The 25807-nt window shown below is 65.0% G+C and carries 23 protein-coding genes; 10 read left to right on the top strand and 13 right to left on the bottom strand.

Features of this window, described 5'->3' with window-relative positions:
- The first annotated feature begins 55 nt into the window (after nucleotides 1–55).
- Together C4S73_RS03550 and corA are read left to right on the top strand one after the other, a co-directional pair.
- Complete coding sequence (locus tag C4S73_RS03550) at nucleotides 56–1102, top strand: cysteine synthase A (protein WP_103871046.1); 1047 nt, start codon at nucleotides 56–58, stop codon at nucleotides 1100–1102.
- Nucleotides 1103–1215: 113 nt separating this feature from the next.
- Nucleotides 1216–2274 carry a magnesium/cobalt transporter CorA gene (gene corA / locus C4S73_RS03545; RefSeq protein ID WP_103871045.1) on the top strand — a complete coding sequence of 353 codons (1059 nt, stop codon included), beginning with the start codon at nucleotides 1216–1218 and terminating at the stop codon, nucleotides 2272–2274.
- 30 nt (nucleotides 2275–2304) lie between these two features.
- On the opposite strand, the gene C4S73_RS03540 is transcribed toward corA, so the two are convergent.
- The 5 genes from C4S73_RS03540 to C4S73_RS03520 all read right to left on the bottom strand — a co-directional run bounded on the left by C4S73_RS03540 (nucleotide 2305) and on the right by C4S73_RS03520 (nucleotide 8702).
- Nucleotides 2305–4083, bottom strand: a complete 1779-nt coding sequence (locus C4S73_RS03540) for an SLC13 family permease (protein ID WP_103871044.1) — start codon at nucleotides 4081–4083, stop codon at nucleotides 2305–2307.
- A gap of 31 nt (nucleotides 4084–4114) precedes the next feature.
- A complete protein-coding gene (locus tag C4S73_RS03535) occupies nucleotides 4115–5104 on the bottom strand; it encodes a magnesium transporter CorA family protein (protein ID WP_103871043.1) in 990 nt (329 codons plus the stop codon).
- A 100-nt stretch (nucleotides 5105–5204) separates the two neighbouring features.
- Entirely contained in the window at nucleotides 5205–6065 is an 861-nt protein-coding gene (locus C4S73_RS03530; RefSeq protein WP_103871042.1) for an SDR family oxidoreductase, read from the bottom strand.
- A 13-nt stretch (nucleotides 6066–6078) separates the two neighbouring features.
- The gene (locus C4S73_RS03525) at nucleotides 6079–6930 is read right to left on the bottom strand and encodes an SDR family NAD(P)-dependent oxidoreductase (RefSeq protein WP_103871041.1); all 852 of its coding nucleotides are present in this window, start codon (nucleotides 6928–6930) and stop codon (nucleotides 6079–6081) included.
- A complete protein-coding gene (locus C4S73_RS03520; RefSeq protein ID WP_103871277.1) occupies nucleotides 6927–8702 on the bottom strand; it encodes an acyl-CoA dehydrogenase family protein in 1776 nt (591 codons plus the stop codon). The genes C4S73_RS03525 and C4S73_RS03520 overlap by 4 nt, the downstream gene beginning before the upstream one ends.
- 214 nt (nucleotides 8703–8916) lie before the next feature.
- Between C4S73_RS03520 and C4S73_RS03515 the strand changes: the two genes are divergently transcribed.
- The 3 genes from C4S73_RS03515 to C4S73_RS03505 all read left to right on the top strand — a co-directional run bounded on the left by C4S73_RS03515 (nucleotide 8917) and on the right by C4S73_RS03505 (nucleotide 11534).
- Nucleotides 8917–9879 (top strand): L-threonylcarbamoyladenylate synthase, encoded by a 963-nt coding sequence (locus tag C4S73_RS03515; RefSeq protein WP_103871040.1) that lies wholly within the window; start codon nucleotides 8917–8919, stop codon nucleotides 9877–9879.
- Between the two features lie 75 nt (nucleotides 9880–9954).
- Nucleotides 9955–10860, top strand: a complete 906-nt coding sequence (locus C4S73_RS03510; protein WP_103871039.1) for a LysR family transcriptional regulator — start codon at nucleotides 9955–9957, stop codon at nucleotides 10858–10860.
- Nucleotides 10857–11534, top strand: a complete 678-nt coding sequence (locus C4S73_RS03505) for a DJ-1/PfpI family protein (RefSeq protein ID WP_103871038.1) — start codon at nucleotides 10857–10859, stop codon at nucleotides 11532–11534. The genes C4S73_RS03510 and C4S73_RS03505 overlap by 4 nt, the downstream gene beginning before the upstream one ends.
- 166 nt (nucleotides 11535–11700) lie before the next feature.
- Here C4S73_RS03505 and acuI read toward each other — a convergent pair whose 3' ends face one another.
- A complete protein-coding gene (acuI, locus tag C4S73_RS03500; protein WP_103871037.1) occupies nucleotides 11701–12687 on the bottom strand; it encodes an acrylyl-CoA reductase (NADPH) in 987 nt (328 codons plus the stop codon).
- 277 nt (nucleotides 12688–12964) lie between these two features.
- Nucleotides 12965–14194: an MFS transporter gene (locus tag C4S73_RS03495; protein WP_103871036.1), complete on the bottom strand. Its 1230-nt coding sequence runs from the start codon at nucleotides 14192–14194 to the stop codon at nucleotides 12965–12967.
- Between the two features lie 254 nt (nucleotides 14195–14448).
- Here C4S73_RS03495 and C4S73_RS03490 point away from each other — a divergent pair, with 254 nt between their 5' ends.
- Both C4S73_RS03490 and C4S73_RS03485 read left to right on the top strand, forming a co-directional pair.
- Complete coding sequence (locus tag C4S73_RS03490) at nucleotides 14449–15759, top strand: cell wall hydrolase (RefSeq protein ID WP_244595414.1); 1311 nt, start codon at nucleotides 14449–14451, stop codon at nucleotides 15757–15759.
- 1215 nt (nucleotides 15760–16974) lie between these two features.
- Complete coding sequence (locus C4S73_RS03485) at nucleotides 16975–17553, top strand: hypothetical protein (protein ID WP_146071266.1); 579 nt, start codon at nucleotides 16975–16977, stop codon at nucleotides 17551–17553.
- A 278-nt stretch (nucleotides 17554–17831) separates the two neighbouring features.
- Here C4S73_RS03485 and C4S73_RS03480 read toward each other — a convergent pair whose 3' ends face one another.
- The 4 genes from C4S73_RS03480 to C4S73_RS03465 form a co-directional block, all read right to left on the bottom strand.
- Nucleotides 17832–18101 carry a hypothetical protein gene (locus C4S73_RS03480; protein ID WP_103871034.1) on the bottom strand — a complete coding sequence of 90 codons (270 nt, stop codon included), beginning with the start codon at nucleotides 18099–18101 and terminating at the stop codon, nucleotides 17832–17834.
- A gap of 11 nt (nucleotides 18102–18112) precedes the next feature.
- Nucleotides 18113–18385, bottom strand: coding sequence for a translation initiation factor IF-1 (gene infA / locus C4S73_RS03475; protein WP_103871033.1), 273 nt, complete (start codon nucleotides 18383–18385; stop codon nucleotides 18113–18115).
- Nucleotides 18386–18468: 83 nt separating this feature from the next.
- On the bottom strand, nucleotides 18469–19935 hold the full coding sequence (locus C4S73_RS03470; RefSeq protein ID WP_103871032.1) for a DEAD/DEAH box helicase: 1467 nt from the start codon (nucleotides 19933–19935) through the stop codon (nucleotides 18469–18471).
- Between the two features lie 181 nt (nucleotides 19936–20116).
- Nucleotides 20117–20326 carry a cold-shock protein gene (locus C4S73_RS03465; protein ID WP_103871031.1) on the bottom strand — a complete coding sequence of 70 codons (210 nt, stop codon included), beginning with the start codon at nucleotides 20324–20326 and terminating at the stop codon, nucleotides 20117–20119.
- Between the two features lie 347 nt (nucleotides 20327–20673).
- Here C4S73_RS03465 and C4S73_RS03460 point away from each other — a divergent pair, with 347 nt between their 5' ends.
- Complete coding sequence (locus C4S73_RS03460) at nucleotides 20674–21168, top strand: GFA family protein (RefSeq protein WP_103871030.1); 495 nt, start codon at nucleotides 20674–20676, stop codon at nucleotides 21166–21168.
- Between the two features lie 235 nt (nucleotides 21169–21403).
- On the opposite strand, the gene C4S73_RS03455 is transcribed toward C4S73_RS03460, so the two are convergent.
- Both C4S73_RS03455 and ppdK read right to left on the bottom strand, forming a co-directional pair.
- The gene (locus tag C4S73_RS03455) at nucleotides 21404–22105 is read right to left on the bottom strand and encodes an HAD family hydrolase (RefSeq protein WP_103871029.1); all 702 of its coding nucleotides are present in this window, start codon (nucleotides 22103–22105) and stop codon (nucleotides 21404–21406) included.
- A 119-nt stretch (nucleotides 22106–22224) separates the two neighbouring features.
- The gene (gene ppdK, locus C4S73_RS03450) at nucleotides 22225–24954 is read right to left on the bottom strand and encodes a pyruvate, phosphate dikinase (RefSeq protein WP_103871028.1); all 2730 of its coding nucleotides are present in this window, start codon (nucleotides 24952–24954) and stop codon (nucleotides 22225–22227) included.
- A 220-nt stretch (nucleotides 24955–25174) separates the two neighbouring features.
- Between ppdK and C4S73_RS03445 the strand changes: the two genes are divergently transcribed.
- Nucleotides 25175–25456, top strand: a complete 282-nt coding sequence (locus tag C4S73_RS03445) for a type II toxin-antitoxin system RelE/ParE family toxin (protein WP_103871027.1) — start codon at nucleotides 25175–25177, stop codon at nucleotides 25454–25456.
- A gap of 34 nt (nucleotides 25457–25490) precedes the next feature.
- Nucleotides 25491–25793, top strand: a complete 303-nt coding sequence (locus C4S73_RS03440) for a HigA family addiction module antitoxin (protein ID WP_103871026.1) — start codon at nucleotides 25491–25493, stop codon at nucleotides 25791–25793.
- Nucleotides 25794–25807 lie beyond the last annotated feature (14 nt).

Below are 25807 nucleotides of genomic sequence, written 5' to 3'. Positions count from 1 at the left end.
TGACCTGTTCGGGCCTTTCGCCTATCAGGTTGAGGCCAAACAGGGAAATTTCAACATGACGATCCGCGACGGTGTCATCGAGGCCATCGGCAACACGCCCCTGATCAAGCTGAAGCGCGCCTCGCAGGCGACCGGCTGCACCATTCTCGGCAAGGCCGAGTTCATGAACCCCGGCCAGTCGGTCAAGGACCGCGCCGCGCTTGCCATCATCCGCGACGCCGAGACGCGTGGATCGCTGAAACCCGGCGGCGTCATCGTCGAGGGCACGGCCGGCAATACCGGCATCGGCATCGCGCTCGTCGGCAATGCGCTGGGATACCGTTCAGTGATCGTCATTCCGGAGACGCAGAGCCAGGAAAAGAAAGATATGCTGCGGCTGGCTGGAGCGACCCTGGTCGAGGTCCCCGCCGTCGGCTACGCCAATCCCAACAATTATGTGAAGGTTTCCGGGCGCCTTGCCGAGGAACTGGCGAAGACCGAGCCCAATGGCGCGATCTGGGCCAACCAGTTCGACAATGTCGCCAACCGCCAGGGCCATATCGACACGACCGGCCCCGAGATCTGGGCGCAGACGGACGGCAAGGTCGACGGCTTCATCTGCGCGGTCGGCTCAGGCGGAACGCTGGCCGGCGTCGGGATCGCGCTCAAGTCCAGGAACCCGGCCGTCCGGATCGGCCTGGCCGACCCGTTGGGCGCCGCGCTGCATTCCTTCTACACCACCGGCGTGCTCAAGTCGGAGGGCTCCTCGATCACCGAGGGCATCGGCCAGGGCCGCATCACCAAAAACCTCGAAGACGCGCCGATCGACGTGTCCTTCCAGATTCCCGACGCGGAAGCCGTGCAGATCGTCTTCGACCTGCTGGAGCATGAAGGCTTATGCCTGGGCGGCTCCTCAGGCATCAATGTCGCCGGCGCGATCAGGCTGGCGCAGGAGATGGGTCCCGGCCACACCATCGTGACCGTGCTCTGCGACTACGGCACGCGATACCAGTCGAAGCTGTTCAACCCGGAATTCCTGCGCTCGAAGGACCTGCCCGTGCCGGGCTGGCTGGAGCGCGGCGATAACGGGCTGAAGGCCGTGATGGCAGGGGTGCTGGCGTAGAGGGCGGAAGCGCTCGCCATCGACGAGATCATTTTGCCGGAAAAGTGATTTCCACGGAGCCGCAACAGTTCTAGCCTGCCCTTTGGTGATCCCGCGATCGACGAGGTGGTCGCATGGCAGTCTCGAATGTCAGGTTCGCCGCTTCGGCGGCTCCGGAACAGCGGCCGCGCGATGCTGTCGCCGAGCAGGGCCATCTGCATGCAGCCGGCGTCGTCGCCTCCAGCGTCTATGCCCATGGCGTCCGCATCGCCGATATCCCGGTGGAGGAAGCCGGCGACTGGGCGCGGAAGGACGGCCATGTCGTCTGGATCGGGCTCCTGGAGCCGGACCCTGCTTTGCTCAAATGCGTGCAGCAGCAGTTCAACCTGCACCCGCTCGCCGTCGAAGACGCGACCAATGCTCATCAGCGCCCCAAGCTCGAGCAATATGGCGATGCCCTGTTCGTGGTGGCGCGCACAGCCCAATTGATCGAGAGCCGGATTGCCTTCGGCGAGACGCATATCTTCGTCGGCCGCGGCTACATCGTCAGTGTGCGCCACGGTGCCTCGACCTCGTACACATCGGTGCGGCAGCACTGGGAGACCTGTCCGACGTCGCTGGCGAAGGGCGAGGACTTCATCCTCTACGCGATCCTCGATTTCATCGTCGACAACTACATGCCGGTGCTCGAGGCCATCCACGAAGAGGTCGAAGAGATCGAGGACATGGTTCTCGCCAGACCGATGGCGCGCGCCGACATCGAACGGCTCTATATGCTCAGGCGTGATCTGCTGCGCCTGCGCAACGCCATCGCGCCGCTTGTCGATGTCTGCCAGCGGCTGACCAACGGCACCGTACCGCAGGTGCGGCCGACGCTGGCGCCGATGTTCCGCGACGTCACCGACCATGTCCGCACCGTGCAGGAGAAGATCGACAGCCTGCGCGAAGTGCTGGCCTTCGCCTTCGAAGCGAGCCTCTTGGTCGGCCAGGGCCAGGAGAATGCGATCACCAAGCGGCTGGCGTCATGGGCCGCCATCCTGGCGGTCCCGACCGCTGTCGCCGGCATTTACGGCATGAATTTCAAGAACATGCCGGAGCTCGAACTCCACTTCGGCTATTATACCGTGTTGGCCGTAATCGTGACGTCCTGCACCGTGCTATACTGGCGGTTCAAGAAGAACGGCTGGCTGTAACTGGTACCGGCTTTTGCGAGCGCAAACCCGTCAGCGCAGCGGCCAGACCAGCAGGATCATCGGCACGGCAAGCAGCAGCACCAGCAGTGAGAGCGGCGCTCCGAGCCTTGCATAATCGCTGAAACGATAACCGCCGGGTCCCATCACCAGCGTGTTGCACTGGTGCCCGATGGGCGTCAGGAAATCGCAGGCTGCGCCGATCGCGACCGCCATCAGGAAAGCATCGGGATTGTAGCCGAGCTTCGTGGCGAAGCCGGCGCCGATGGGCGCCATCACCAGCACCGTCGCGGCATTGTTGAGAAAGGGCGTCACCGCCATGGCCGCGACCAGAATCAGGGAGACGGCCGCCCATCCCGGCAAGCCACCGCCGATCGTGGCGAGCCAGGCGGCGAACAGTTCGGTCGTGCCGGTCGTGCGCAGGGAATCGCTGACCGGAATGAGCGCGGCCAGCATCAGCAGGATCGGCGCGTCGATGCTCTGATAGGCCTCGCGCAACGGAAGGCAGCGGCATGCGATCAACAGCACGGCCGCGGCAAAGAAGACGAGCGGCACCGGGGCGAGGCCGGCCGCAAGGGCGATGATTGCCGCCAGAGTGATCGTCAGGGTCAGGACCACCCGGCGTGTCGAGCCGAGCGGCACCAACCGGTCGGCCAGAGGAAGCAGGCCGAGCTCGCCCAGCTTTTCCGGCAGCAGCTTCTCGTCACCCTGGATGACGACGATATCGCCGGCCCTAAGCCTGATGTCGCGCAGCCGCTGGCCGAAGCGCTCGCCCGAGCGGCTGATCGCGATCATGTTCACGCCGAAGCGCGCGTGGAGGCCCATATCGCCCGCCGATTGGCCAATCAGCACCGAATCGGGACCGATGATGGCTTCGGCGATCTGGTCGGGATCGAGCGCGTCATCCTTCTGGGTGGGACGGTCCTTCCCGGTCAGGTGCAGCCCGCCCTCGGCGACGACGCGCTCGAGCACAGCGGCGTCGCCCCTCAGCAGCAACGTGTCGCCGACGCGCAATACGGCGTCGGGCAGAGGAGCCTGGACACGGCGCTTGTCGCGCAGGATCGAGGCAATCTCGACCCCGCCGCCACTGATGGTCTTGAGATCGGCCACGGTCTTGCCGGCGAGCGCCGATTTCTCGTGAACGCTGGCTTCGGTGAGATAGTCCTTGATGTCGATCGCCTGATCGAGGGAGACCGCCCCGCGCCTGTCGCTCGGCAGCAGGCGGTAAGCCACGCTCAGGAAGGCGCAGCCGGCCAGCGCCACAACGATGCCGACCGGCGTGAAGTCGAACATGCCGAAAGGCTCGCCGCCCAGCTCCTGCCTGACGCGGGCGACGATGACGTTGGGCGATGTGCCGACCAATGTGACGATGCCGCCGAGCAGAGAGGCGAAGGCCATCGGCATCAGGAAGACGGAAGGCGACTTTCCGCCCTTGCGAGCGAGCTGATAGGCAATCGGCAGCATCATCGCGAGCGCGCCGATGTTCTTGATGATGGCGGACATGACCGCGACGACAACGACAAGGAGCGTGACCTGCAGCTGCGTCGAGGCGAGGCCGGAGCCAAGCTTCGAGAACAGCCGCTCGATCACCCGCGAGCGCGCGACCGCCGCACTCAGGACCAGCGCACTGCCGACGATGATGACAATGTCGTCCGAGAAGCCCTTGAACGCATCGGCGGCGGGAACGAGGCCCAGCGCCACGGCCAGCAGCAGCGCCAGCATCGCGACGATGTCATAGCGAATGCGCCCCCACAGGAACGCGCCCATCATGCCGGCGACGAGAAGAATCGAAAGCAGTTGCGGCTGGTTCATCCGGCCTTCGAGGCAGTCAGAGCAGACATCGTCAGAGCCATTTTTTCCAGCGGAAGAACAGGTAGGGCAGGATCGCGAAGATCACCATCATGCCCAGCGCCATCGGATAGCCATACGGCCATTCGAGTTCAGGCATCGCCTTGAAGTTCATGCCGTAGATCGAGGCGATCAGCGTCGGCGGCATCAACACAACGGCGACGACCGAGAACAGCTTGATGATCTTGTTCTGCTCGAGGCTGACGAGGCCGAGCGTGGCGTTCAGCATGAACTGCAGCTTGTTGGAGAGGAAGGTGGCGTGCTCCTCGATGGCCTGCACGTCGCGGATCGAGGTGCGCCATTCCGGCGAGAAGCCGCTCATCGCCTTCTTGGGCCGCTTGTAGTTGGCCGAAAGGAACAGCAGGACACGCTCGACCGAGACCATGCTCTCGCGGACGTTCGAGATGATGTGCTCGTATTGGCCGATCTTGCGGATCACGCCCTGATAGGCGCCGCCCTGCTCCACATCGGAGGACTTGCCATCGAAGATGCGGCGCGAGGCGCTATCGATCTTGTCGCCGACCCCGCGCAGCACCTCGGCCGCCCTGTCCACGACCGCCTCGAACAGCCCCTCCATCACAGCTTCCGGCTGGACGCCGCAACCGCCGGGCTTGGCGACCCGGTTGAGGAAGATGCCGAAGGCGCCGGGCTCGTCATAGCGAACCGTCACCAGCGCCGTCTCCGTCAGGATGAAGGTGACGTCCGCCAGGATCGGAACATTGGTTTCAGACTGGCAGATGATGCGCGCGGTCATGTAATGCGCGCCGTTCTCGGTATAGATGATCTCGGATGGTTCGAGATCGTGCATTTCCTCGCGCGTCGGGATCGAAATGCCCAGATGCGTCTCGACCTTCTTGTCCTCCGGCGAGGTCGGATTGAGCAGATCGATCCAGACCGACCCCGCCGGGATCGGCTCGTCCCTGCCCAAGGTCTGGTGGGTCAGGCGGTCGCCATGTTCGGGGCAGATGCCGTGGATCAGGAGCATGGCAGACAACTTTCAGCGTCGGCGAGCAGCCGTTTTGCTGCGCCGCAGGAACTCCAATCCCGCCAGGATGTCAAACCTATGACAGACCTCCGCGGCGAACTCAGACGCCGCCCTTGACGCCTTCGGGCGGCTTGCTGTCGCGGGGCACAAAGAAGTCCGGCATCAGCGGCACGGACGGGTCGACGCGATAGGGCGTGAAGTCGGTGACACCCTCGCCGGCCATGAAACTGTCGTCGATCAGGAAGTTGCCCGAGAAGCTGCGCGAGGGCTTCGAGAAGATCATATGGGCGGCGTCGGCGAGGATCTCGGGGGTGCGGCTGGCCTGCACCATCTTGTCGCCGCCGAGCAGATTCTGGACGGCGGCAGTGGCGATCGTTGTGCGCGGCCAGAGCGCGTTGACCGCGATGCCCTTGGAGGCGAGTTCGCCGGCAAGGCCGAGCACGCACAGGCTCATGCCGTATTTGGCGATGGAATAGGCCAGATGCGGCGCAAACCAGTGCGTGGACATGTCGAGCGGCGGCGAGAGCATCAGGATGTGCGGGTTTTCCGCCTTCGCCAGATAGGGGATGGCGTATTTGGAAACCATGAAGGTGCCGCGCGTGTTGATCTGATGCATCAGATCGAAGCGCTTCATGTCGGTCATTTCGGTGTTCGTCAGCGAAATCGCGCTGGCATTGTTCACGACGATGTCGATGCCGCCGAAGGTTTCCGCCGTCTTCTCCATCGCCGCGGCGACGCTCGCCTCGTCGCGGACATCGACCATCAGCGGCAGGCATTTGCCGCCGGCGGCCTCGATCTCGGCCGCCGAGGTATAGATCGTGCCCGGCAGCTTGGGATGCGGCTCGGCCGTCTTGGCGGCGATCGTAACATTGGCACCATCGCGCGCGGCGCGCAGCGCGATGGCGAGCCCGATGCCGCGCGAGCCGCCGGTGATGAAGAGCGTCTTGTTTTTGAGCGACATGGATGTCCCCTCCTCAGGCTGGAATCGTGAATGGCGCGGGCTGGCTGCCGTCGCGGTCGGTGAAGCCGTAGACCCGCGCGAGATCTGCGACACGCAGCACCTGTCCGTTGTGCCGGGCGACGTCGGGATCGGCGGCCAGCGCGGCAACCGCGCGACCGGCATAGAGCGGCGTCTCGGTCGTTTGCCCGGCCATGCCGGCGTCGCGGACGCGTTCGGTCAGGACATGGCCCGGCGACAGGCCGAGCGCCGTTACGCCGAAGGGTTCGAGTTCTGCGCCCATCGCCAGAGTCAGCCGGTTCATCGTCGCCTTGGCGAGATCGTAGAAGACATCGCCGAGATAGCCTCCTTGCGTGTCGAAGCTCACCGTCACCATCAGCCCCTTGCGCATCTGCACCATCGTCGGCGCGACCGCCCGCGCCAGCAGCAACTGCGCGTAGACGCCGGTCTCGAAATTCTGGCCGAGCCTGGCGACGGGCCTGCGCCAGAACGGCGCGCCGAATGCCGAGCCATCGGGATAACGCTCGCCGTCATAGCCCTCATTGCCGCCCCAGACCGCATCGACCACGCAGTCGAGCCGGCCGAAGCGGCGCAAAGCCCAGGAGACGAGACCATCGACCTCCCGCTCATTGGTGTGGTCGCAACGGTAGGGATGGCCCTTGCCGCCGGCCGCCTCGACCTCGCGCGCCGCATCCTCGAACGTTTCCTGGCGTTGGTCGGTCCGGGGACCGACCTCGCTGGAACGGCCGGTGACGATGACTGTCGCGCCGGCCTCGCCGAGCGCTCGCGCTATGCCGCGCCCGAGCCCGCGCGAGGCGCCCGCGACGAGACAGACCTGGCCTGCGAGCGGGAGGAGTTCGCCGCTCACGCGGCAAAGACCGCCGCGGCATCCTCGACCGCACCCGCGCCCTCGGTCACGGCCAGTTCGAGCGCAGGGGCTTCGGTGACGACAAGCTCGGCGAAGAAGCGGGCGGTGGCGAGATCATTTGCCCCATCAGGCTCGGAGCCGGTCGCGAGTGCCTTCTTCGCCAGCCCTGTGCCGCCCTGCGCCAAGGCGAAGAGCTTGAGATAGGGCGTCGCGCCGGCGAGCGCATCGCCCTGTTTCGTGCCCATCGTGGCCAGCATCCATTCCGTCGCGCGCTCCAGCGCATCGACGGCCGCCTTCAGCCGGACTGCGGTATGGCCGAAGCCCGGCGCGTTGGCGCCCTCGACCTGCGCGACGATGCCACGCATCTCGGCAATCAGCGCCTTGACCGCCTCGCCGCCCGACAACGGCAGCTTGCGCAGGACAAGGTCGATCGCCTGGATGCCGTTGGTGCCCTCGTAGATCGTGCAGATGCGGGCATCGCGCAGATGCTGGGCCGCGCCGGTTTCCTCGATGAACCCCATGCCGCCATGGATCTGCACGCCGGTCGAGGCGACGTCGATGCCGATATCAGTGGCATAGGCCTTGGCGACGGGGGTGAGGACCGCGGCCCGCTCAGTCGCCGCCTTGCGCTTGCCTGCATCGGTCTCGCGATGGGAGCGGTCCAGTGCCTCTGCGACCTGATAGGAAATGGCGCGCGAGGCCTGCGTCTTGGCGCGCATGTCCATCAGCATGCGGCGGACATCCGGATGGACGACGATCGGGCTCATCGCAGCGCCCTTGGGCGCATCGAGCGCCGCGCCCTGCCTGCGCTCCTGCGCGAAGGCGAGCGCCTGCTGATAGGCGCGCTCGGCAATCGCGACGCCCTGCAGCGCAACGTTCAGTCGGGCATTGTTCATCATCGTGAACATGCAGGCGAGACCGCGATTCTCCTCGCCGATCAGCCAGCCGATCGCGCCGCCCTTGTCGCCATAGGCCATCGAGCAGGTCGGCGAGGCGTGGATGCCGAGCTTGTGCTCCAGCCCCGAGCAGCGCAGATCGTTGTGCTCGCCCAGCGAACCGTCCGCATTGACCAGATATTTCGGCACCAGGAACAGCGAGATACCGCGCGTGCCGGCCGGCGCGTCGGGCAGGCGGGCGAGGACGAGATGGACGATGTTCGCGGTCAGGTCCTGCTCGCCATAGGTGATGAAGATCTTCTGGCCGGTGATGCGGTAGGTGCCGTCCTGCTGCCGCTCGGCCTTGGTGCGCAGCGCGTTGAGATCGGAGCCCGCCTGCGGCTCGGTCAGGTTCATCGTGCCCATCCACTCGCCGGAGACCAGCTTGGCGAGATAGGTCTCCTTGAGATATTCCGAGCCATGGGCATGCACCGCCTCGATCGCGCCGACCGTCAGGAGAGGCCCGAGCGCGAAAGCCAGCGCCGCCGAGTTCCACATCTCCGTGCAGGCCGATTGCAGCAGGGTCGGCAGGCCCTGGCCGCCATAGGCTTCCGGCCCGGGCAGCGCGTTCCAGCCGGCCTGCGCCCAGGCGGTATAGGCATCCTTCCAGCCCGGCGGCGTGGTGACGACGCCGTCCTTCAGGGTCGAGCCGAATTTGTCGCCTACGCGGTTGAGCGGGGCGATCACGTCGGTGGCGAATTTCGCGGCCTCATCGAGCACAGCTTCGACGACGCCATCGTCCAATTCGGGCGCAAGGCCATCCGTCACAAGCTGGTCGAGGCCGGCGACGTGGCGCATCGTGGCGATCATGTCCGCGACCGGGGCGCGATAGCTCATCATATGTCTCCCTGGCGCTTCGCATCCCGCATCGACGGGCGAAGTCATGCTTTTGGCGTTGCCGCGATGTTAGCGAGGAACTATCCCCGACGCCAAGCGCAGGCGAGCGCAGTCTTCGCTGGCGGTCGCTGCGTTGGCAGTTTGCCCGTCAGCTGCGCTCGTCCGATTTAGTTTATATATAAACAGTAATGGGTCAACCGTGCCACCCGAACGCATGACGCGACACCTGGAGGCGAGCGAGGCTGGCATTGCCGAGGCTGCCACCCTGCTACGACAGGGCGGCCTCGTCGCGCTGCCGACCGAGACGGTCTACGGCCTTGCCGCGGATGCGACCTCGGGCACGGCCGTCGCCTCGATCTATGCGGCCAAGGAGCGGCCGAGCTTCAATCCCCTGATCGCCCATCTGCCCGATCTCGCGGCTGCGCGCCGGCAGGGTCTGTTCGACGCCAATGCGCTCGCCCTTGCGAAAGCCTTCTGGCCGGGCCCGCTGACACTCGTGGTGGCAACTTCGCCCGGCTGCGAGGTCAGCGAACTGGCCCGCGCGGGACTGAACTCCGTCGCCCTGCGCGTTCCGTCGCATCCCGTGGCGCGGGCTGTTCTGCAAGCGGCGGGGCGGCCCATTGCGGCGCCTTCCGCCAATCGGTCGGGCAGGGTCAGCGCGACCAGCGCAGCGCATGTGCTCGTCGATCTCGACGGCCGCATCGATGCGGTGCTGGATGCCGGCCCGACCCAGGTCGGTGTCGAATCGACGATCGTGGCTTGCCTCGACGGAGCGCCGCGTCTGCTGCGGCCGGGCGGCGTGCCGCGCGCGGCGATCGAGGGCGTCATCGGCCGGGCGCTGGTGCTGGCTGGCGAGGCGGGAGCCGCTCCGATCTCGCCGGGACTGCTCGCCTCGCATTACGCACCGGCAGCGCGCGTCAGGCTGGAGGCGGAAGCGCCCCGCTTCGGTGAGGCCTGGCTCGGCTTCGGGCCGGAGCCGGAAGGCTCTTCAAAGAGCGCAGCATCCCTCAATCTGAGCCTCACCGGCGATCTTTCGGAGGCCGCAGCCAATCTCTTCGGCCATCTGCGGCGGCTCGATGCGCAAGGCGTGGCGGCAATCGCTGTCGCCTCCATCCCGATGCAAGGCCTCGGCGAAGCCATCAACGACCGGTTGCGCCGGGCCGCCGCGCCGCGCTGACGCCCAGACAAAGCCAACCTTGCATCTACGCAAGATATCGGCTTGCCTGTCTCGCCTCGAGGAGCGGGCAAACCGATGCACTCCAGCCTTGCCTGGGACGATTTCCGCCTGATCAAGGCGATTGCCGATCATGACGGGCTGACCGGCGCGGCAGCGGCGCTCTCCGTCAATCATTCAACCGTGTTCCGCCGGCTCGGCCAGATCGAGGAATTGCTCGGCCAGCCGCTCTTCGAACGCCGAAAGACCGGCTATGTCGCGACTGTCGCAGGTGCGGAGATGGCGGCGCTCGCCGGCCGCATGGACGAGGATGTCACCGCCTTCTCGCGGCGCCTTGCCGGGCGCGATGTCGCGCCTTCCGGCGAATTGCGGGTGACCACGACCGACACCCTCTATCTCAACGTTCTCCTGCCGATCTTCGCGGCGTTTCGTGGAGCGCATCCAGCGATCCGGCTCGATGTCGTCATCGGAAACCAGACGCTCAACCTGTCGAAACGCGATGCAGATGTCGCGATCCGCGCCAATGACGCGCCCGGCGAGACCCTGGTCGGGCGGCGGCTGGCGACACTGAACTGGGCGATCTATGGCCGCGTGACGCATGGCCCGACGCCTGACGAGCAGGCCGACCCGGCCGCCTTCTTCCAGCGTGACTGGGTCGCGCTCGGCGACCAGCTCAGCCACGTCAAGGCGGCGCGCTTCGTGCGCGAGAAGGTCGCTCCGGAGCGGATTGCGCTGAAGAGTTCGGCCGTGCTCGGCCTTGCGGAGGCCGTCGAGCAGGGGCTTGGCATCGGCCCCCTGCCCTGTTTCATCGCCGATCAGCGGCCGGGCCTGACCCGGCTCATGCCGCCCGATCCCGAATTCTCGACGGGGCTGTGGATCCTGACCCATCCCGACATCCGCAACGCGCCGAGGGTGCGCGCGTTCATGGATTTCTGCGGGGCCGAACTGGCCAAGAAGCGCGCGCTGATCGAGGGAACGCTATGAACGTCGTCATGCTGCTCTATCCGAACCTGACGCAGCTCGATCTGACAGGGCCCTACGAAGTCCTGGCGCGCTACAAGGAACTCACCCTGCATCTGGTCTGGAAAGACTGCGAACCGGTGCGCGACGTCTCGGGCTTGCGGATCGTCCCGACGACCAGCTTCGACGATTGTCCGCAGGCTGATATTCTGTTCGTGCCCGGCGGTCCGGGCCAGGTCGCCCTCATGGAGGATGCGGAGGTTCTGGATTTCCTGCGCCGGCAGGCCGCAGGCGCGCGCTATGTGACCTCGGTCTGCACGGGATCGCTGGTGCTCGCGGCCGCCGGACTGCTGACCGGCTATCGCGCCACCTGCCATTGGCTGTCCCTGCCGCAGCTGGCTCTGTTCGGCGTCGAACCGGTTCCGGAGCGTGTCGTCATCGACCGAAACCGGATATCAGGCGCCGGCGTGACCTCGGGCATCGATTTCGCGCTGGCCCTGATGGCGCAACTCTTCGGCGAAGAACGCGCCAAGGCGGCCCAGCTCATGATCGAATACGATCCGGCACCGCCCTTCGCCGGCGGTTCGCCGAGCAGCGCGTCGCCGGAAACCATTTCGGCCGTGAAAGCTCTGACGGATGGGTTTCAGGCCAACAGGGAGGCGGTTTCGACACGCGTCGCCGCCGCCCTGAAGCATTAGAGCGTGCTGATTGCACTCGGAAACACGTGGTCATCCCGGGCCTTGACCCGGGATCCATTCCGGAGCGCCGCGATCATCGTTCAGGCATGGATCCCGGCTCTGCGCTTCGCTTCGGCCGGGATGACCCGCGTTTCCACAAAAACGCGGCGCACTTCAATAGCCGGCGTCAGCCGACCTCGACGACGACCCGCCCCCGGACCTTGCCCTCCACGATCGCCTTGCCGGTTTCGATGACGCTTTCCAGCGGGATCGAGGTGGTGATCGTCGCGAGCTTCTCGCGGTCGAGATCGGTCGCGAGCCGCGCCCATGCTTCGAGCCGGCGCGGTTTCGGGCACATTACCGAATCGACCCCGAGCAAGGCGACACCGCGCAGGATGAAGGGCGCGACCGAGGCCGGCAGGTCCATGCCTTGCGCCAGGCCGCAGGCAGCAATTGCGCCCCCGTATTTCGTCATGGCGAGCAGGTTGGCGAGCGTATGCGAGCCGACGGCGTCAACGCCGGCGATCCAGCGCTCCTTGCCCAGCGGGCGACCCGCGGCCGCCAATTCGTTGCGGTCGATGATCTCGGCGGCGCCAAGCCCCTTGAGGTAGTCGGCTTCCTCTGCCCGGCCAGTCGAGGCGATGACATGCCAGCCAGCCTTGGCCAGAAGCGCGATCGCAACCGAACCGACGCCGCCGGCCGCGCCAGTGACGACGACGGGACCGTCGGCTGGCTTGAGGCCATGTTTCTCCAGTGCCAGTATGCAAAGCATCGCGGTGTAGCCGGCGGTGCCGATCGCCATGGCCTCGCCGGGGTTCATGCCCGCCGGCAACGGCACCAGCCAGTCGCCTTTCACCCGGCTCTTTTGGGCATAGGCGCCGAGATGGGTTTCGCCCGTGCCCCAGCCATTGAGGATGACGAGGTCGCCCGGCTTGAAATCGGGATGGTCGGAGGCCTCGACGCGTCCGGAGAAGTCGATGCCGGGGATCATCGGCCAGCGCCGCACGACCGGCGCCTTGCCGGTCAAAGCGAGACCGTCCTTGTAGTTCACCGTCGAATGCGTGACCCGCACGGTGACATCGCCTTCCATCAGGTCGGCTTCGTCAAAATCGGTGAAGGCGAGGTTGGGGCCGATCTCGCCCTTGGTCGCGACAAGGGCCTTGAACGTCGACATTGCTGTTTCCTCCTGAACCTTTGGTGCAGGAGATACGCGCGAAGGCGCGCGAGGCAAGCCCGAGGGCAGTGCGTCTTTGGTCTGCGCCACATTGGGCAACGTCACCGCCGCGTCATTCCGGGGCAGGCCGCAGGCCTGAGCCCGGAACCCAGAACCACAGGTCGACGGCACGAGGCAGAACGCAGCCCGTCACTGCCGGCCGCATCGTTTCTGGGTTCCGGGCTCGCCGCTCCGCGGCGCCCCGGAATGACGGCATGGCTGCGTGTGAACGACCGAATCAGGCAGGCTGCGCCACCGGCCGCTCGACCGGCTTTTCGATGATCGGCAGGTTGATCAGCGCAGAGGCGATGCCGAGCCCGATCGAGAGCCACCAGACGATCTGGTAGGAGCCCGTCGCCTCGTAGAGAACGCCGCCGAGCAGCACGCCGAGGAAGCCGCCGACCTGATGCGAGAAGAAGGCGAAGCCGTAGAGCATCGCCATGTATTTCGTGCCGAACATCAGCATGACCAGCGAGGAGGTCGGCGGAATGGTCGAGAGCCAGAACAGGCCGATTACGGCGCCGAAAGCCAGCGCGGTCGCCGGGCTGGGCGGCAGCAGGATGAAGGCGAGGATCGCGACCGAGCGGCCGAGATAGATCCAGGCCAGCAGATGGCGCTTGGGCATCCGCGTCGTCAGCCAGCCCGAGCAGAGCGAACCCGCCGCATTGGCGAGGCCGATGATCGCCAGCGTCCAGCCGCCGACCCAGGCGGCCATGCCGACATCCTTGAGATAGGCCGGCATATGCGCGGTGATGAAGGCAAGCTGGAAGCCGCAGGTGAAGAAGCCGAGCACGAGCAGCACGTAGGAGCGGTGCTTGAAGGCCTCGGTCAGCGCCTGCGCGATGCTCTGGCCTGGCAGGTTGACGGCCGAGGCTGTCGTCGCCCCGCTCTTGCGCGTGGCCAGCATGACGGCAAACGGCATCACCAGCAGCACCGAGCCGGCGAAGACGACGAGCGCCTGATGCCAGCCGATCTGCTCGATCAGGATGTTGCCGATCGGCGGGAACAGGAACTGGCCGAACGAACCCGCCGCGGTGCCGGCGCCGAACGCCATCGGCCGCCAGGATTCCGGCAGGAGCTTGCCGAAAGCGGCCAGCACCAGATTGAAGGAGCAGGCGGAAAGGCCAAAACCGATCAGCACGCCGGCGCCCAGATGCATCGTCAGGGGCGTCGAGGCATAGGCCATCACGATGAGGCCGGCGGCATAAAGCACCGCGCCGAAGCACAGCACGCGCACCGTGCCGAAACGGTCGGCCACAGCACCGGCGAAAGGCGCGCCAAGCCCCCAGAGCAGGTTCTGCAGGGCGATCGCGATGCTGAAGGTATCGCGCCCCCAGCCGAATTCCGTGGTCATCGGGATCTGGAACAGCCCGGCGCTGGCGCGTGGGCCGAAAGTGATCAGCGCGATCATGCAGCCGGCGGCAACGATGACCTCCGGAGCGTAGCTGCGCGCGGGAGCGGCACTCATGACGAATCTCCGGACCGTAGAAATGGGAACGTGTGGCTGCACGTTATCGTCGTTTCGCCGCCCGGAACAACGCGAATTCGTTACATCGGACATCACAGGCGCAGATATCGCTTTGCACTTTTGCGATCGCGGCGCCGCCGTTAACCGCCGCTCAACCCTACCGGGGTGATAACGGGATCGAACGAAAGCGCGTCATCGCCGCGCCTGTCGTCCCTCGTGTGTTGAAACGGGTGAGTGGGTTGAGTCATTTACGGGTGCGCAGGCGTACGAGACGTATCGGCTCGCTCGGGCTCAAATGGGCCGTGGCGACGGTTGCTCCCTGGGCGCTCTCCTTCGGGCTTCTGGTCTCGTTCACCGCCTCGGCCGGCCAAAACTTCGGCAGCGATGGCGGCCTGCCGGCCTCGTCGATCCGCCGGGTCGCACCGGGTCCCGCTTCCGAGCTCGAGGAGGGCCCTTCCCTGCTGATCGCCACCAGCGCCTTTCGACTGCCGGGCCTGTCCCTGACCTCGGCGATCCAGCAGGCGCGGCTGTCCTTCGAGGATCCCGAGCGCCGCGTCGTGGTCGATCCGCGCCAGCCGCGCGAGGACATGAAGCGGATGACCGAGGGCTTTCCGGAAGTCGACCGCACGGCGAAGGGCGATCTGCTGCCGGGCCTGCGGCCGAGCCTTTCGGCAAAACTCGCGGCAAAACTCGCGGCAACGCCGCCCCGCGAGCTCGAACGCGTGGTCTTCGGCGACAACCAGCCGGGGCTGATCTCGGCTGGCTTCTCGCTCGACGCCCTGCGCCCGGCCGAAGTGCCCGACGGGCCGCAGATCGGCTTCGAACCCTATGCCAATGACGAGGGGCTGACCGACCCTGCGCTGTCCGATTCCTCCCCCAGCTCGCCCAAGCGGGTGATCACTTCGCCACGCCAGGCCGAGCTTTATCTCGACAGCATCGACGGCTCGACACCTTCGGTCCCCACAGCCACGGCGCGTGGCTCGTCGACGCCGGCCGTCGACTACAACGTCGCGACGCTCGCACCCTCGCTGGCTCCGCCCCCCGCGCCCGCGCGGCCCGGACTGCTGGCAAAGGGGCCGGCCTCCGGCACCAGCAGCGTGCGCAAGGGCGAGCCCGGTCCCCGGCAGATCTATTCCGGCCTGATCTCAACCGCGAACATGGCGCGCGAGCAACGCTGCCTTGCGGAAGCCGTCTACTTCGAAGCCCGTTCGGAATCGGATGAGGGCCGCGCCGCCGTGGCGCAGGTCGTGCTCAACCGCGTCAAGAGCGGGCTCTATCCCGACAGCGTCTGCGGCGTCGTCTACCAGAACAGCAACCGCTACCTCGCCTGCCAGTTCACCTTCACCTGCGAAGGCAAGTCGCTGCGCATCACCGAGCCGGCACCCTGGCGCGACGCGGTCCGCATCGCCCGCGAAGTCTATGAGGGCACGACCTATCTCGCCGATGTCGGCGCCTCCACGCACTACCACGCGAATTATGTGCGGCCTTACTGGGCAAAGAAGCTCAAGAAGATGGACACGATCGGCCAGCACGTCTTCTACCAGCTCAGGCCGGGTCAGACGTAAAGCGTGTGTGAAAGCGCGCAACGGGTGGAAAGCCGCAATTCCTAAACGGATTGTATCACACATAGTGAGACATAGCGTTTCCGATCCGCTAGGGAGCAACCATGGGATTTTTAGTCGCAGTTGCTTTGGGGATTGTCGGCGTAGCGTTTCTCATTTGGGCGCCAGCATTATTCTTGGGACCCAAGGGCCAGAAGCGCTACGTATTAGCGCTGATCATTGCACTGGCCGTTCCATTTGCAGTCTTCGCGTATGCGTTAGACGGATATACTGGGATTGGTTTAGTTGCTCTGGTGGCAGGTCTATTCTTAATCGCGAACACTTCCACTTAAATGATCGCAACTGCCGGACGCTGCCGTTGGCAAACGCCTGCTTTGGGTCGAAAGCAGTCGAAGGCGCTTGGCAGTTTGAAATTGGAGTTCGCCCCGACTAACTTGCGCTACATGTTTGAAACGAAAGCGCTTTTCCGAACTGCGAACGAAACTGCGTGCAGACCCGCATTTATTCGCAGTTCCAGACACGCCCGCGACCGGATTTCAAGCACTTAGCATTGGCCAGAATTCTGACTTTCGCGACTGCGACGTTTCGGATCAGCAATTCGAGCGAACAATCAAATGGCAATGGATTTGACCACCGGGCCATCCATCGACCTTCTAGCCCTTTGGGATTGCGGCACTTTCCGGCAGATCCCGCCTGATCCCGGTCAATCCCGCCTAAGCCCTGCCATTGCCATATGATTGTTCGTCTCACAGCGTGAAACGAGACAGACATTGGCGAGCTGTCTGCTACCCCCACCAATGAGCGGAAAGCCGGGGCAGCGGCCGGGCTCGACGTCACCATCGGCAGGAACGCAGCGCTCGGCGTGACCTATTCAGGTCAGTTCGCGCAAGATGCCCAAGACCACGCTTTCAAGGGCGTATTGGCCGTCAGATTCTGACGGTCAGGCTTGCGCGGCTCACGATTGCCGCCGATGGGAAGCCACGTCGGCCTCCGGCCCCGCACATGGGCGAACGCTCCCGAAATTGCGGTGCAAAGCTGCCGGAACTGCTCGAATTCGAGCGTTTTCCTTCATGCGATCGCAAGACCCATGAACGCGCCTGCCCGGGCCGACATGGTTAATTTTACCTTGTTTTAGCGTTTACCTTGCGTTCATCACTTTCAAAAGGCTTTCTGAACTCACGAACGGCACGGTGATGCCGCAGGGCGGGTGGGCCAGACATGTTGCGTAAGGTTATTTCAGCTTCGACATTCACGGCCGCTCTTCTTCTGGGCGCCCAGGGCGCTCAGGCCGGCGGCTGCCGGGGATCGGCCTGCTACAACCTCGTGGATGCCCCTCCGGTGTACGGCTCGATCAGCGAGACCTTTGTCGCTCGCCCGGAGCAGACCCAGGCCCGCGTCGTTCCCGCCGAATATGATTACGTCACCGAGAACGTGATGATCCAGCCGGCCAGGCAGATCCCGCATCATCGGGCGGCGCAATATGGCAGCGTCACCGAAAAGGTGCTGATCTCCGGCCCGACACGGCGCTGGGAGGTCACCCGCGACGCCTACGGCAACACCTCCGGCTGCTGGGTCGATGTGCCCGCGCAATATGGCTACCAGAGCCGCCGGGTCGAGATTTCAGCGGCTTTCGTCGAATACGAGACGCTTCCCGCGGTCTATACTCAACGCCAGCGCAAAGTGATGGTGCGTCCCACCTATGTGGAACATCACACCATCCCCGCCGTTTACGAGACGCGCCAACGGCAGGTCCTGGTCAAGCAGGGCTCGCAATACTGGGCGCGTGCCGGCTACTAAGGTTTTTCGACTGAGTTTTTACATGTAGACCCTTTATCACGGATAGACCACTTCACACCCCGGCTTGGCGCCGGGGTTTTTTTATGGATCGCGATTGGGGGGAATACATGAAGGGTGGCGGATGGTGAGATGAGCCCTCATCCTGAGGAGCCATTTCGTTTGAAATGGCGTCTCGAAGGATGCTCCAGCGCCCTCTGAACCACCCTTCAAGACGCCGCTTCGCGGCTCCTCAGGATGAGGGCTGCGATATCCAATGGACTCTGGCAGCTCAGCGTTCGTCAGGCGAACTTGCCGCCGAGCATGAGCATGACGCCAACGCCGACGGCGAAGGCGAGGATGCGGGCGGGCGTTCCGACCAGGCTGCCGAGCGGACGCGCCGTGGCGTATCCCACCACGATCTCGATCAAACCGAGCCCGAGCAGCACAAAGATCAAAGGCGGGAAGGCCGCGGATTCCGCGACCCAGCCCGCCTTGTAGGCAAATGCGACGATGATGCCGAGTGCTGCGCCAAGCGCGACGAAAACGAATTCGATCCGCGTGAAGCGCATTGCGGTCAACCTCAGCGTCGACGGAAGTTCTGGTTGCGCGGTGGGCCGCCGGGGCCGGGACCGGCCGTCTTCTGGCGGAAGTTGATGCGGCCGCGATCGAGATCGTAGGGCGACATCTCGACGACGACGCGGTCGCCGGCGATCGTGCGGATGCGGTTCTTCTTCATCTTGCCGGCCGCGTAGGCCAGGATGATGTGGTCGTTGTCGAGCTTCACCCGATAATTTCCGTCGGGCAGCACTTCGACCACCGTACCGTCGAATTCGAGCAGTTCTTCTTTAGCCATACTGTCGTCCTTCGTGTGCCCTTTGGCGCAAGGACCGGATCAACCTGATGGGTCGATCCGATCCGGCTCTGGCGTGCTGCGCGTCAGTTCGCGCGACGCCGGGCGCCGTTGGTGCGTCGTTGATCTGTTCTTTGCTGCAAGAACGCGACGCCGCCAAGCCCTTCCTTGGCAGAACCAGCGTCTTTTCGCTGTGCAGGCTGTTCGCTGCGCTGCGGCCGGTCGTTACGCGGCGCATCATTGCGCGGTTCGGAGCGAGCTTCCTGGCGCTGACCGCCGGCATGAGCCGGTTTGGCACCATTTGCAGGCTTCGCGCCCTGACGCTGACCCTGCGGCCGGCCATTGTCACGTCCACCGCCGCCCTGCTGGCCGCGCCCGCCGCGACCCTGATTCTGGGGCGGCTTCTTCGGTGTGCGGCCGTCCCAATACGGAACCTCGCCGATCGGCGTGATCGCGACGCGGGTCAGCTTTTCGATCGCGGCAAGGTCGCCGCGCTCTTCCGGCGTGCAGAAGGCGATCGCCACGCCCGATGCGCCGGCGCGCGCAGTGCGGCCGATGCGATGGACATAGGTCTCGGAAACGTTGGGCAGGTCGAAATTGACGACATGGCTGATGCCGTCGACATCGATGCCGCGAGCGGCGATGTCGGTGGCCACCAGGATGCGCAATTCGCCGTCACGGAAAGCACCGAGCGCCCGCTCGCGCTGGCCCTGGCTCTTGTTGCCATGGATCGCAGCCGATTTGATGCCCGACAGCTCGAGCTGACGCACGACCTTGTCGGCACCGTGCTTGGTGCGGGTGAAGACGATGGCGCGCTGCATCTCGGGCACGCTCAGCGTCTTGGCCAGCAGAGCGGGCTTGTGAGCAGCATCCGTGAAGATCACGCGCTGGTCGATCTTCTCGGCCGTGGTCGCAACGGGAGCGACCGAAACCTCGACCGGATCGGTCAGATAAGCACCCGCGATGTCGCGGATCGGCTTGGGCATCGTTGCCGAGAACAGCAGCGTCTGGCGCTTGGCCGGAATCAGCGTAGCGATGCGGCGCAGCGCATGGATGAAGCCGAGGTCGAGCATCTGATCGGCCTCGTCGAGGACGAGATATTCGATCTCGCGCAGCGAGACGGCACGCTGGTCGACCAGATCCAGCAGGCGGCCGGGCGTGGCGACGAGGATATCGACGGTCTGGCCGAGTGCGCGGATCTGCTTGCCGACGGGCACGCCGCCGAACACAACGGTCGACTTGACCGTGGTGAAGTTCGCGTAGGCGCGGATCGAGGTTTCGATCTGGGCCGCGAGCTCGCGGGTCGGCGACAGGATCAGGGCGCGCACCGAGCGCGGCTGCATGCGCCGCGGCTGGCTGAGCAGACGGTGCAGCAAGGGCAGTGCGAAGGCTGCAGTCTTGCCGGTGCCGGTCTGGGCGGCGCCGAGCAGATCCCTGCCGGCGAGAATGGGCGGAATCGCCTGCGCCTGGATCGGCGTGGGCGTGGTGTAACCTTCGGCTGCGAGCGCCTTGAGCAGCTGCTCGGCGAGGCCGAGGTCGGTAAATTGTGTCAAAACAGGTCTTTCTGGACGCCGCTGCGCAAGGGGCACATGTGGGTATCGGCTGTGCCGCCGGATTGCGCCCGGCCATAAATATTTGCTCTTTCCTGCCGGCGAACCGCTAAGCCACAGCGCCGGAAGGTGTCGTTTGCAAACCGGGCGGGCGCGAGCGCCCGCCCGGTCGTATAGGGTAGTCTCAGGCGATGGCGAGGTTGCCCGCCGAGGACTTGCCGGTCTTGCGGTCGGCGATCAGCTCGTAGGACACGACCTGACCTTCGACCAGCTCGCGCAGGCCGGCGCGCTCGACAGCGCTGATGTGGACGAAGATGTCCTGTCCGCCGTTCTCAGGCGTGATGAAACCGTAGCCCTTGGTGGTGTTGAACCACTTGACGGTGCCCTTATCCATGGAAGGTAGTCCTTACGTTTCAGATCCGCGTATTCGATGAGGCCCAAAGCTCGACGCGCGGACGCCTCGCTCCGGTCTTGTAGTCGATGTGTGGTGGATCTGAATCGTGCCCGCCGACCGGGGAGACCCGCGCGGAGGATTGGCCAGAACCCGGCCGCATCTCGTCTTACGTGGGGTGAGCTACCACAATTTGCAACCGCGGTCCAGCAGCGGCTCTTTTCACTTGATCACGCCTGATCCAGAGAAACCGATCACGCGTCTTGCGCGTTGAGCGAATCTGGATGCACCCCTCTCGAAGGGCGGCGCTGAGGCCGGGTGACATCGCAACGCATATCGGGAGCCAGCTCATGCCAGTGACACTGAAGGGATCCTGCCGCTGCGGCCAGGTGCGGTTCTCGATGGCGAGCCACGCGCCTGTACCCTACCAGCTCTGCTATTGTTCGATCTGCCGCAAGACGGCCGGCGGTGGCGGCTATGCGATCAACCTCTCGGCGGACGCGGCCTCCCTCAAGGTGGAAGGAAAGCCCCCGATCGGCGTGTTTCAGGCCCAGATCGCAGATGACGAAGGCCGGTGCGAGCGATCCGAGGGCCAGCGCAATTTCTGCACCGCTTGCGGCACGGCACTTTGGCTGTTCGACCCGCGCTGGCCGGAGCTGATTCATCCCTTCGCCTCGGCGATCGACAGCCATCTGCCTCAGGCGCCCGAAAAGACGCATATCCTGCTGAAGTTCAAGGCCAGCTGGGTCAAGCCGGCGATCAGCGGGAACGACCAGCGCTTCGACGGATACCCCGAGGAATCGATCGAGGACTGGCACCGCAAACGCGGATTCTGGGTCGATTGAGCGGGATTCGCGTCTAATCTCGTGAACAGAGCATGCTGATTTCACTCAGAAACACGCCGTCGTCCCGGGCTTGACCCGGGATCCATGCCGGAGCGCTTGCCGGCAAATGTTCCGGGATGGATCCCGGCTCTGCGCGGAGTTTATCCTTGGGCCGACCGAAGGTCGGACCCGAGGGCTCCGGCCGGGATGACCCGCGTTTCCACGAAAACGCAACATGCTCCAGGAAATCTTGACGTCAGCGATCGATCTCGGCGAGCAAGTCGAGGAGGCCACCGAGATCGTTGAGCTTGCGATAGCGCCTGATGTCCGTGGGCTCCTCGGCGTGCTCCAGCACCCAGGTCAGCTCATGGGGAATGTGCACCGCCCAGGCGCCCGCCTCCAATGCCGGCAGGATGTCCGACTTCAGCGAGTTGCCGACCATCATGGCGTGCTCGGCCCCATCGCCATGGCGGGCAAAGAGGCGCTTGTAGGTCGAGGCGGTCTTGTCGCTGACGATCTCGACGGCGTCGAACAGATCGCCCAGGCCCGATTGCGCGAGCTTCCGCTCCTGGTCGAAAAGGTCGCCTTTTGTGATCAGGACAATCTTGTAACTGCCCGCCAGTGCTTCCAGCGTCCCGCGCGCGTGCGGCAGCGTCTCGACCGGATGCGCCGCCATCTCGCGGCCGGCGGCGAGAATTTCGCCGATGACGGCCACCGAGACCTGTCCGCGCGTGATCTCGATCGCGGTCTCGATCATCGAGAGCACGAAGCCCTTGATGCCGAAACCGTAGAAGCCGAGATTGCGCTTCTCCGCCTCCAGCAGCCGGCCGGAAATCTCGGCCGCCTCGCCATGTTCGCCCAGCAGCGCGACGAAACGATCCTCGGTCAGGCGGAAGAACTGCTCGTTCTGCCAGAGCGTGTCGTCGGCATCGAAGCCGATTGTGGTGAGCTTTGCCATGGACCCGTTCCAGCGGCTTTTCGTCATTGCGAGCGTAGCGAAGCAATCCAGACGTCGCACTCTACGCCCGTGGATTGCTTCGTCGCTTCACTCCTCGCAATGACGGGCGGAGGTTTTCCTCAGCCTTCCTTGGCCCGCACCGCGCCCAGCGCAGCCTGCGCCGCCGCCAGCCGCGCGATCGGCACGCGGAAGGGCGAGCAGGAGACGTAGTCGAGGCCGACGCTTTCGCAGAAGCCAATCGAGGCGGGATCACCACCATGCTCGCCGCAGATGCCGAGCTTGATGTCGGGACGTGCCTTGCGGCCACGCTCGGCGGCGAGCTTGACGAGTTCACCGACGCCTTCCTGATCGATCGTGACGAAGGGATCGTTCGCGAGGATGCCCTTGGCGGTGTAGGAGCCGAGGAACGAACTCGCGTCGTCGCGGCTGATGCCGAGAGTCGTCTGCGTCAGGTCGTTGGTGCCGAAGGAGAAGAATTCGGCGGTTTTCGCGATTTCCTCGGCCCGCAGGCAGGCGCGCGGCAGTTCGATCATGGTGCCGACCTGATAGCTGAGCTCCACCTTGCTCTCGGCCATGACAGCCTTGGCCATCGCATCGATGCGCGCCTTGACGAGGTCGAATTCCGGCACGCCCATCACGAGGGGCACCATGACTTCGGGAATCACGGCCTTGCCGGTTTCCCTGGCCGCGATCACCGCCGCCTCGAAAATGGCGCGGGCCTGCATCTCGGCGATCTCGGGATAGGCGATGGCGAGGCGCACGCCGCGGAAGCCGAGCATCGGGTTGAATTCGTGCAGCTCGGTGGCGCGATGTTTCAGCGCCTCGGGCGTGACGCCGAGCGCCTTCGCGACAGCCGCGATCTCGGCCTCGCCATGCGGCAGGAATTCATGCAGCGGCGGATCGAGCAGGCGGATCGTTACCGGCAGGCCCTGCATGATCGTGAAGAGCGAAACGAAATCCTGCCGCTGCATCGGCAGCAGCTTTGCCAGCGCCGCACGGCGGCCGGCATCGTCATGCGCGAGGATCATCTCGCGCATCGGCTGGATGCGGTCCTCGTCGAAGAACATATGCTCGGTGCGGCAGAGCCCAATGCCCTCTGCGCCGAAATCGCGCGCGGTGCGGGCGTCCTCCGGCGTCTCGGCATTGGCCCGGACCTTGAGGCGACGGACCTTGTCGGCCCAGCCCATCAGCGTGCCGAATTCGCCCGACAGTTCCGGCTGCTGCATCTTGATCTCGCCGAGCAGCACCTGACCGGCGGCGCCGTCGATGGTGATGAAATCGCCGGCCTTGAGCGTGGTCACGCCGACCGTCAGCGTGCCCTTGGCGTAGTCGACGCGGATCTGGCCGGCGCCGGAGACGCAGGGCTTGCCCATGCCGCGCGCAACCACCGCCGCATGCGAGGTCATGCCGCCGCGCGTGGTCAGGATGCCCTCGGCCGCGTGCATGCCGTGGATATCCTCCGGCGAGGTCTCGACGCGGACCAGGATGACCTTGCGGCCAGCCTTCTTCGCGGCTTCGGCATCGTCGGAGTTGAAGACGATCTCACCGGCGGCCGCGCCGGGCGAGGCCGGCAGGCCGGTCGTCAGGATGCGGCGTTCGGCCTTGGGATCGATCATCGGGTGCAGGAGCTGGTCGAGCGCGCCGGGTTCGATGCGGCCGACCGCCTCCTCTTCCGAGATCAAGCCTTCCTGGGCCAGCTCGACGGCGATCCGCAGCGCGGCCTTGGCCGTGCGCTTGCCGGAACGGGTCTGCAGCATCCAGAGCTTGCCCTCCTGGATGGTGAATTCCATGTCCTGCATGTCGCGGTAGTGCTTTTCGAGGACACCGTAGATGCGGACGAGTTCGGCATACGCCTCCGGCATCTCCTTCTCCATGGAAGGCTTGTCGGAGCCGGCTTCCTTGCGCGCGGCTTCGGTGATGTCCTGGGGGGTGCGGATGCCGGCGACGACATCCTCGCCCTGGGCGTTGATCAGGAACTCGCCATAAAGCGCGTTCTCGCCGGTCGAGGGATTGCGGGTGAAGGCGACGCCGGTCGCGGAGGTCTCGCCCATATTGCCGAAGACCATCGACTGGACGTTGACGGCGGTGCCCCAGGCGGCCGGGATATTGTTGAGCTCGCGATATTTGATCGCACGGGCATTCATCCAGGAGGAGAAGACCGCGCCGACCGCGCCCCAGAGCTGCTGCTCGGGGTCCTGCGGGAACTCGGTGCCGAGCGCCTTCCTGACGATCTCCTTGTACTTGCCGACCAGGACCTTCCAGTCATCGGCCGAGAGATCGGTGTCGAGATGGTGGCCCTTGCGCTCCTTGTAGTCCTCAAGCGCCTCCTCGAAATGGCCGTGATCCACGTCGAGCACGACGTTGGAATACATGGTGATGAAGCGGCGGTAGCTGTCCCAGGCGAAGCGGGCATCGCCCGAGGCCTTGGAAACCGCCTCGACCGTGACGTCGTTGAGACCGAGATTGAGGACGGTGTCCATCATGCCCGGCATCGAGGCGCGCGCGCCGGAGCGCACCGAGACGAGCAGCGGGTTTTCCGGGTCTCCGAAGACCTTGCCGGTGAGGCGCGCCATCTCGGCCAGCGCCGCCCTCGCCTGCCCGTCAAGTTCGGGCGGGAAGCTCTTGTCGTGATCGTAATACCAGGTGCAGACCTCGGTGGTGATGGTGAAGCCGGGAGGCACCGGCAGGCCCAGATTGCTCATCTCGGCGAGGTTCGCGCCCTTGCCGCCGAGCAGGTTCTTCATGCCCGCCTCGCCTTCGGCCTTGCCGTCGCCGAAGGTGTAGACCCAATTCCCGCTCTCAGCCTTGCCGCTCACCGTCTTGCCGCTCGTCGTCTCGCCACCAGCCATCACAAATGCCTCTTCATCCAGCCGAGCGCAGCAACGCCGCGGCGATCCAAAAGTTTCCTGCGAAGTATCGCCGACAGCCTTTGGCAGCCGGACGACAGGGACGGCGTGGTCATGCCGAAAAGCGGCTGAACAATCAATGAGCGCTCATGGCGAAGGTACTCTTGCAGGCTTGAGTTTCGTATCATTCTTTGATACCAACGTTCGACTATGAAGGCTTTTGATGATCCGCAATTTCAAGGACAAAACGACGGAACTTCTCTTCGATGGCCAGCAGCCCAAGCGGTTTCCCGCCGATCTGCTCGTCGTAGCACGGCGCAAGTTGCGGATACTGCATCGCGCGACTCGGCTCGACGATCTGAGGGCGCCGCCTGGAAACAGATTGCACGCCTTGCAGCGCGACCGCGCAGGCCAGCATGCCATTTCGATCAACGACCAGTTCCGCATCTGTTTCGTCTGGAGGGATGGCGATGCCTATGAGGTCGAGATCACCGATTACCACTGAAAACGCCCGCCCGAAATCGGAAGAACTTCACATTATGGACGCGACCAACGATCGCCTGCCACCGCTTCACCCGGGAGAAGTCCTGCGGGAGGAGTTCATGCGGCCACTCGAACTGAGCGCCTATGCCGTCGCCAAGGCATGCGGAACGCCACGGACACGGATCGAGCGGATCGCCCGCGAGGAGACCGGGATCACGGCCGATACCGCGCTTCGGCTCGGAAAGCTCTTCGGCACCTCCGCAGAATTCTGGCTGGGTCTGCAAGATGACTATGATCTGGAAACAGCACGTGCGTCGCTGTCCGACGCCATCGCGCGGATCAGGCCGGTTGCCGCTTAGCGGGCTGTGCTGGA

The sequence above is a fragment of the Allobosea lathyri genome (assembly GCF_900108245.1).
Classification (GTDB): Bacteria; Pseudomonadota; Alphaproteobacteria; order Rhizobiales; family Beijerinckiaceae; genus Allobosea; species Allobosea lathyri.
The sequence above is the reverse complement of the archived record's forward strand: the minus strand, read 5'-3'. Positions and strand labels throughout refer to the sequence as shown.

What these genes read in the sequence shown, in the direction of transcription:
- corA (WP_103871045.1), top strand. Translation starts at nt 1,216, where the DNA reads ATGGCAGTCTCGAATGTCAGGTTCGCCGCTTCGGCGGCTCCGGAACAG.
- C4S73_RS03495 (WP_103871036.1), bottom strand. Translation starts at nt 14,194, where the DNA reads ATGAGTGCCGCTCCCGCGCGCAGCTACGCTCCGGAGGTCATCGTTGCC.
- C4S73_RS03440 (WP_103871026.1), top strand. Translation starts at nt 25,491, where the DNA reads ATGGACGCGACCAACGATCGCCTGCCACCGCTTCACCCGGGAGAAGTC.
- C4S73_RS03480 (WP_103871034.1), bottom strand. Translation starts at nt 18,101, where the DNA reads ATGCGCTTCACGCGGATCGAATTCGTTTTCGTCGCGCTTGGCGCAGCA.
- C4S73_RS03445 (WP_103871027.1), top strand. Translation starts at nt 25,175, where the DNA reads ATGATCCGCAATTTCAAGGACAAAACGACGGAACTTCTCTTCGATGGC.
- C4S73_RS03535 (WP_103871043.1), bottom strand. Translation starts at nt 5,104, where the DNA reads ATGCTCCTGATCCACGGCATCTGCCCCGAACATGGCGACCGCCTGACC.
- C4S73_RS03485 (WP_146071266.1), top strand. Translation starts at nt 16,975, where the DNA reads ATGTTGCGTAAGGTTATTTCAGCTTCGACATTCACGGCCGCTCTTCTT.
- acuI (WP_103871037.1), bottom strand. Translation starts at nt 12,687, where the DNA reads ATGTCGACGTTCAAGGCCCTTGTCGCGACCAAGGGCGAGATCGGCCCC.
- C4S73_RS03540 (WP_103871044.1), bottom strand. Translation starts at nt 4,083, where the DNA reads ATGAACCAGCCGCAACTGCTTTCGATTCTTCTCGTCGCCGGCATGATG.
- C4S73_RS03465 (WP_103871031.1), bottom strand. Translation starts at nt 20,326, where the DNA reads ATGGATAAGGGCACCGTCAAGTGGTTCAACACCACCAAGGGCTACGGT.
- C4S73_RS03520 (WP_103871277.1), bottom strand. Translation starts at nt 8,702, where the DNA reads ATGAGCTATCGCGCCCCGGTCGCGGACATGATCGCCACGATGCGCCAC.
- C4S73_RS03530 (WP_103871042.1), bottom strand. Translation starts at nt 6,065, where the DNA reads ATGTCGCTCAAAAACAAGACGCTCTTCATCACCGGCGGCTCGCGCGGC.
- C4S73_RS03515 (WP_103871040.1), top strand. Translation starts at nt 8,917, where the DNA reads ATGACGCGACACCTGGAGGCGAGCGAGGCTGGCATTGCCGAGGCTGCC.
- infA (WP_103871033.1), bottom strand. Translation starts at nt 18,385, where the DNA reads ATGGCTAAAGAAGAACTGCTCGAATTCGACGGTACGGTGGTCGAAGTG.
- C4S73_RS03460 (WP_103871030.1), top strand. Translation starts at nt 20,674, where the DNA reads ATGCCAGTGACACTGAAGGGATCCTGCCGCTGCGGCCAGGTGCGGTTC.
- C4S73_RS03550 (WP_103871046.1), top strand. Translation starts at nt 56, where the DNA reads ATGACGATCCGCGACGGTGTCATCGAGGCCATCGGCAACACGCCCCTG.
- C4S73_RS03510 (WP_103871039.1), top strand. Translation starts at nt 9,955, where the DNA reads ATGCACTCCAGCCTTGCCTGGGACGATTTCCGCCTGATCAAGGCGATT.
- C4S73_RS03505 (WP_103871038.1), top strand. Translation starts at nt 10,857, where the DNA reads ATGAACGTCGTCATGCTGCTCTATCCGAACCTGACGCAGCTCGATCTG.
- ppdK (WP_103871028.1), bottom strand. Translation starts at nt 24,954, where the DNA reads ATGGCTGGTGGCGAGACGACGAGCGGCAAGACGGTGAGCGGCAAGGCT.
- C4S73_RS03455 (WP_103871029.1), bottom strand. Translation starts at nt 22,105, where the DNA reads ATGGCAAAGCTCACCACAATCGGCTTCGATGCCGACGACACGCTCTGG.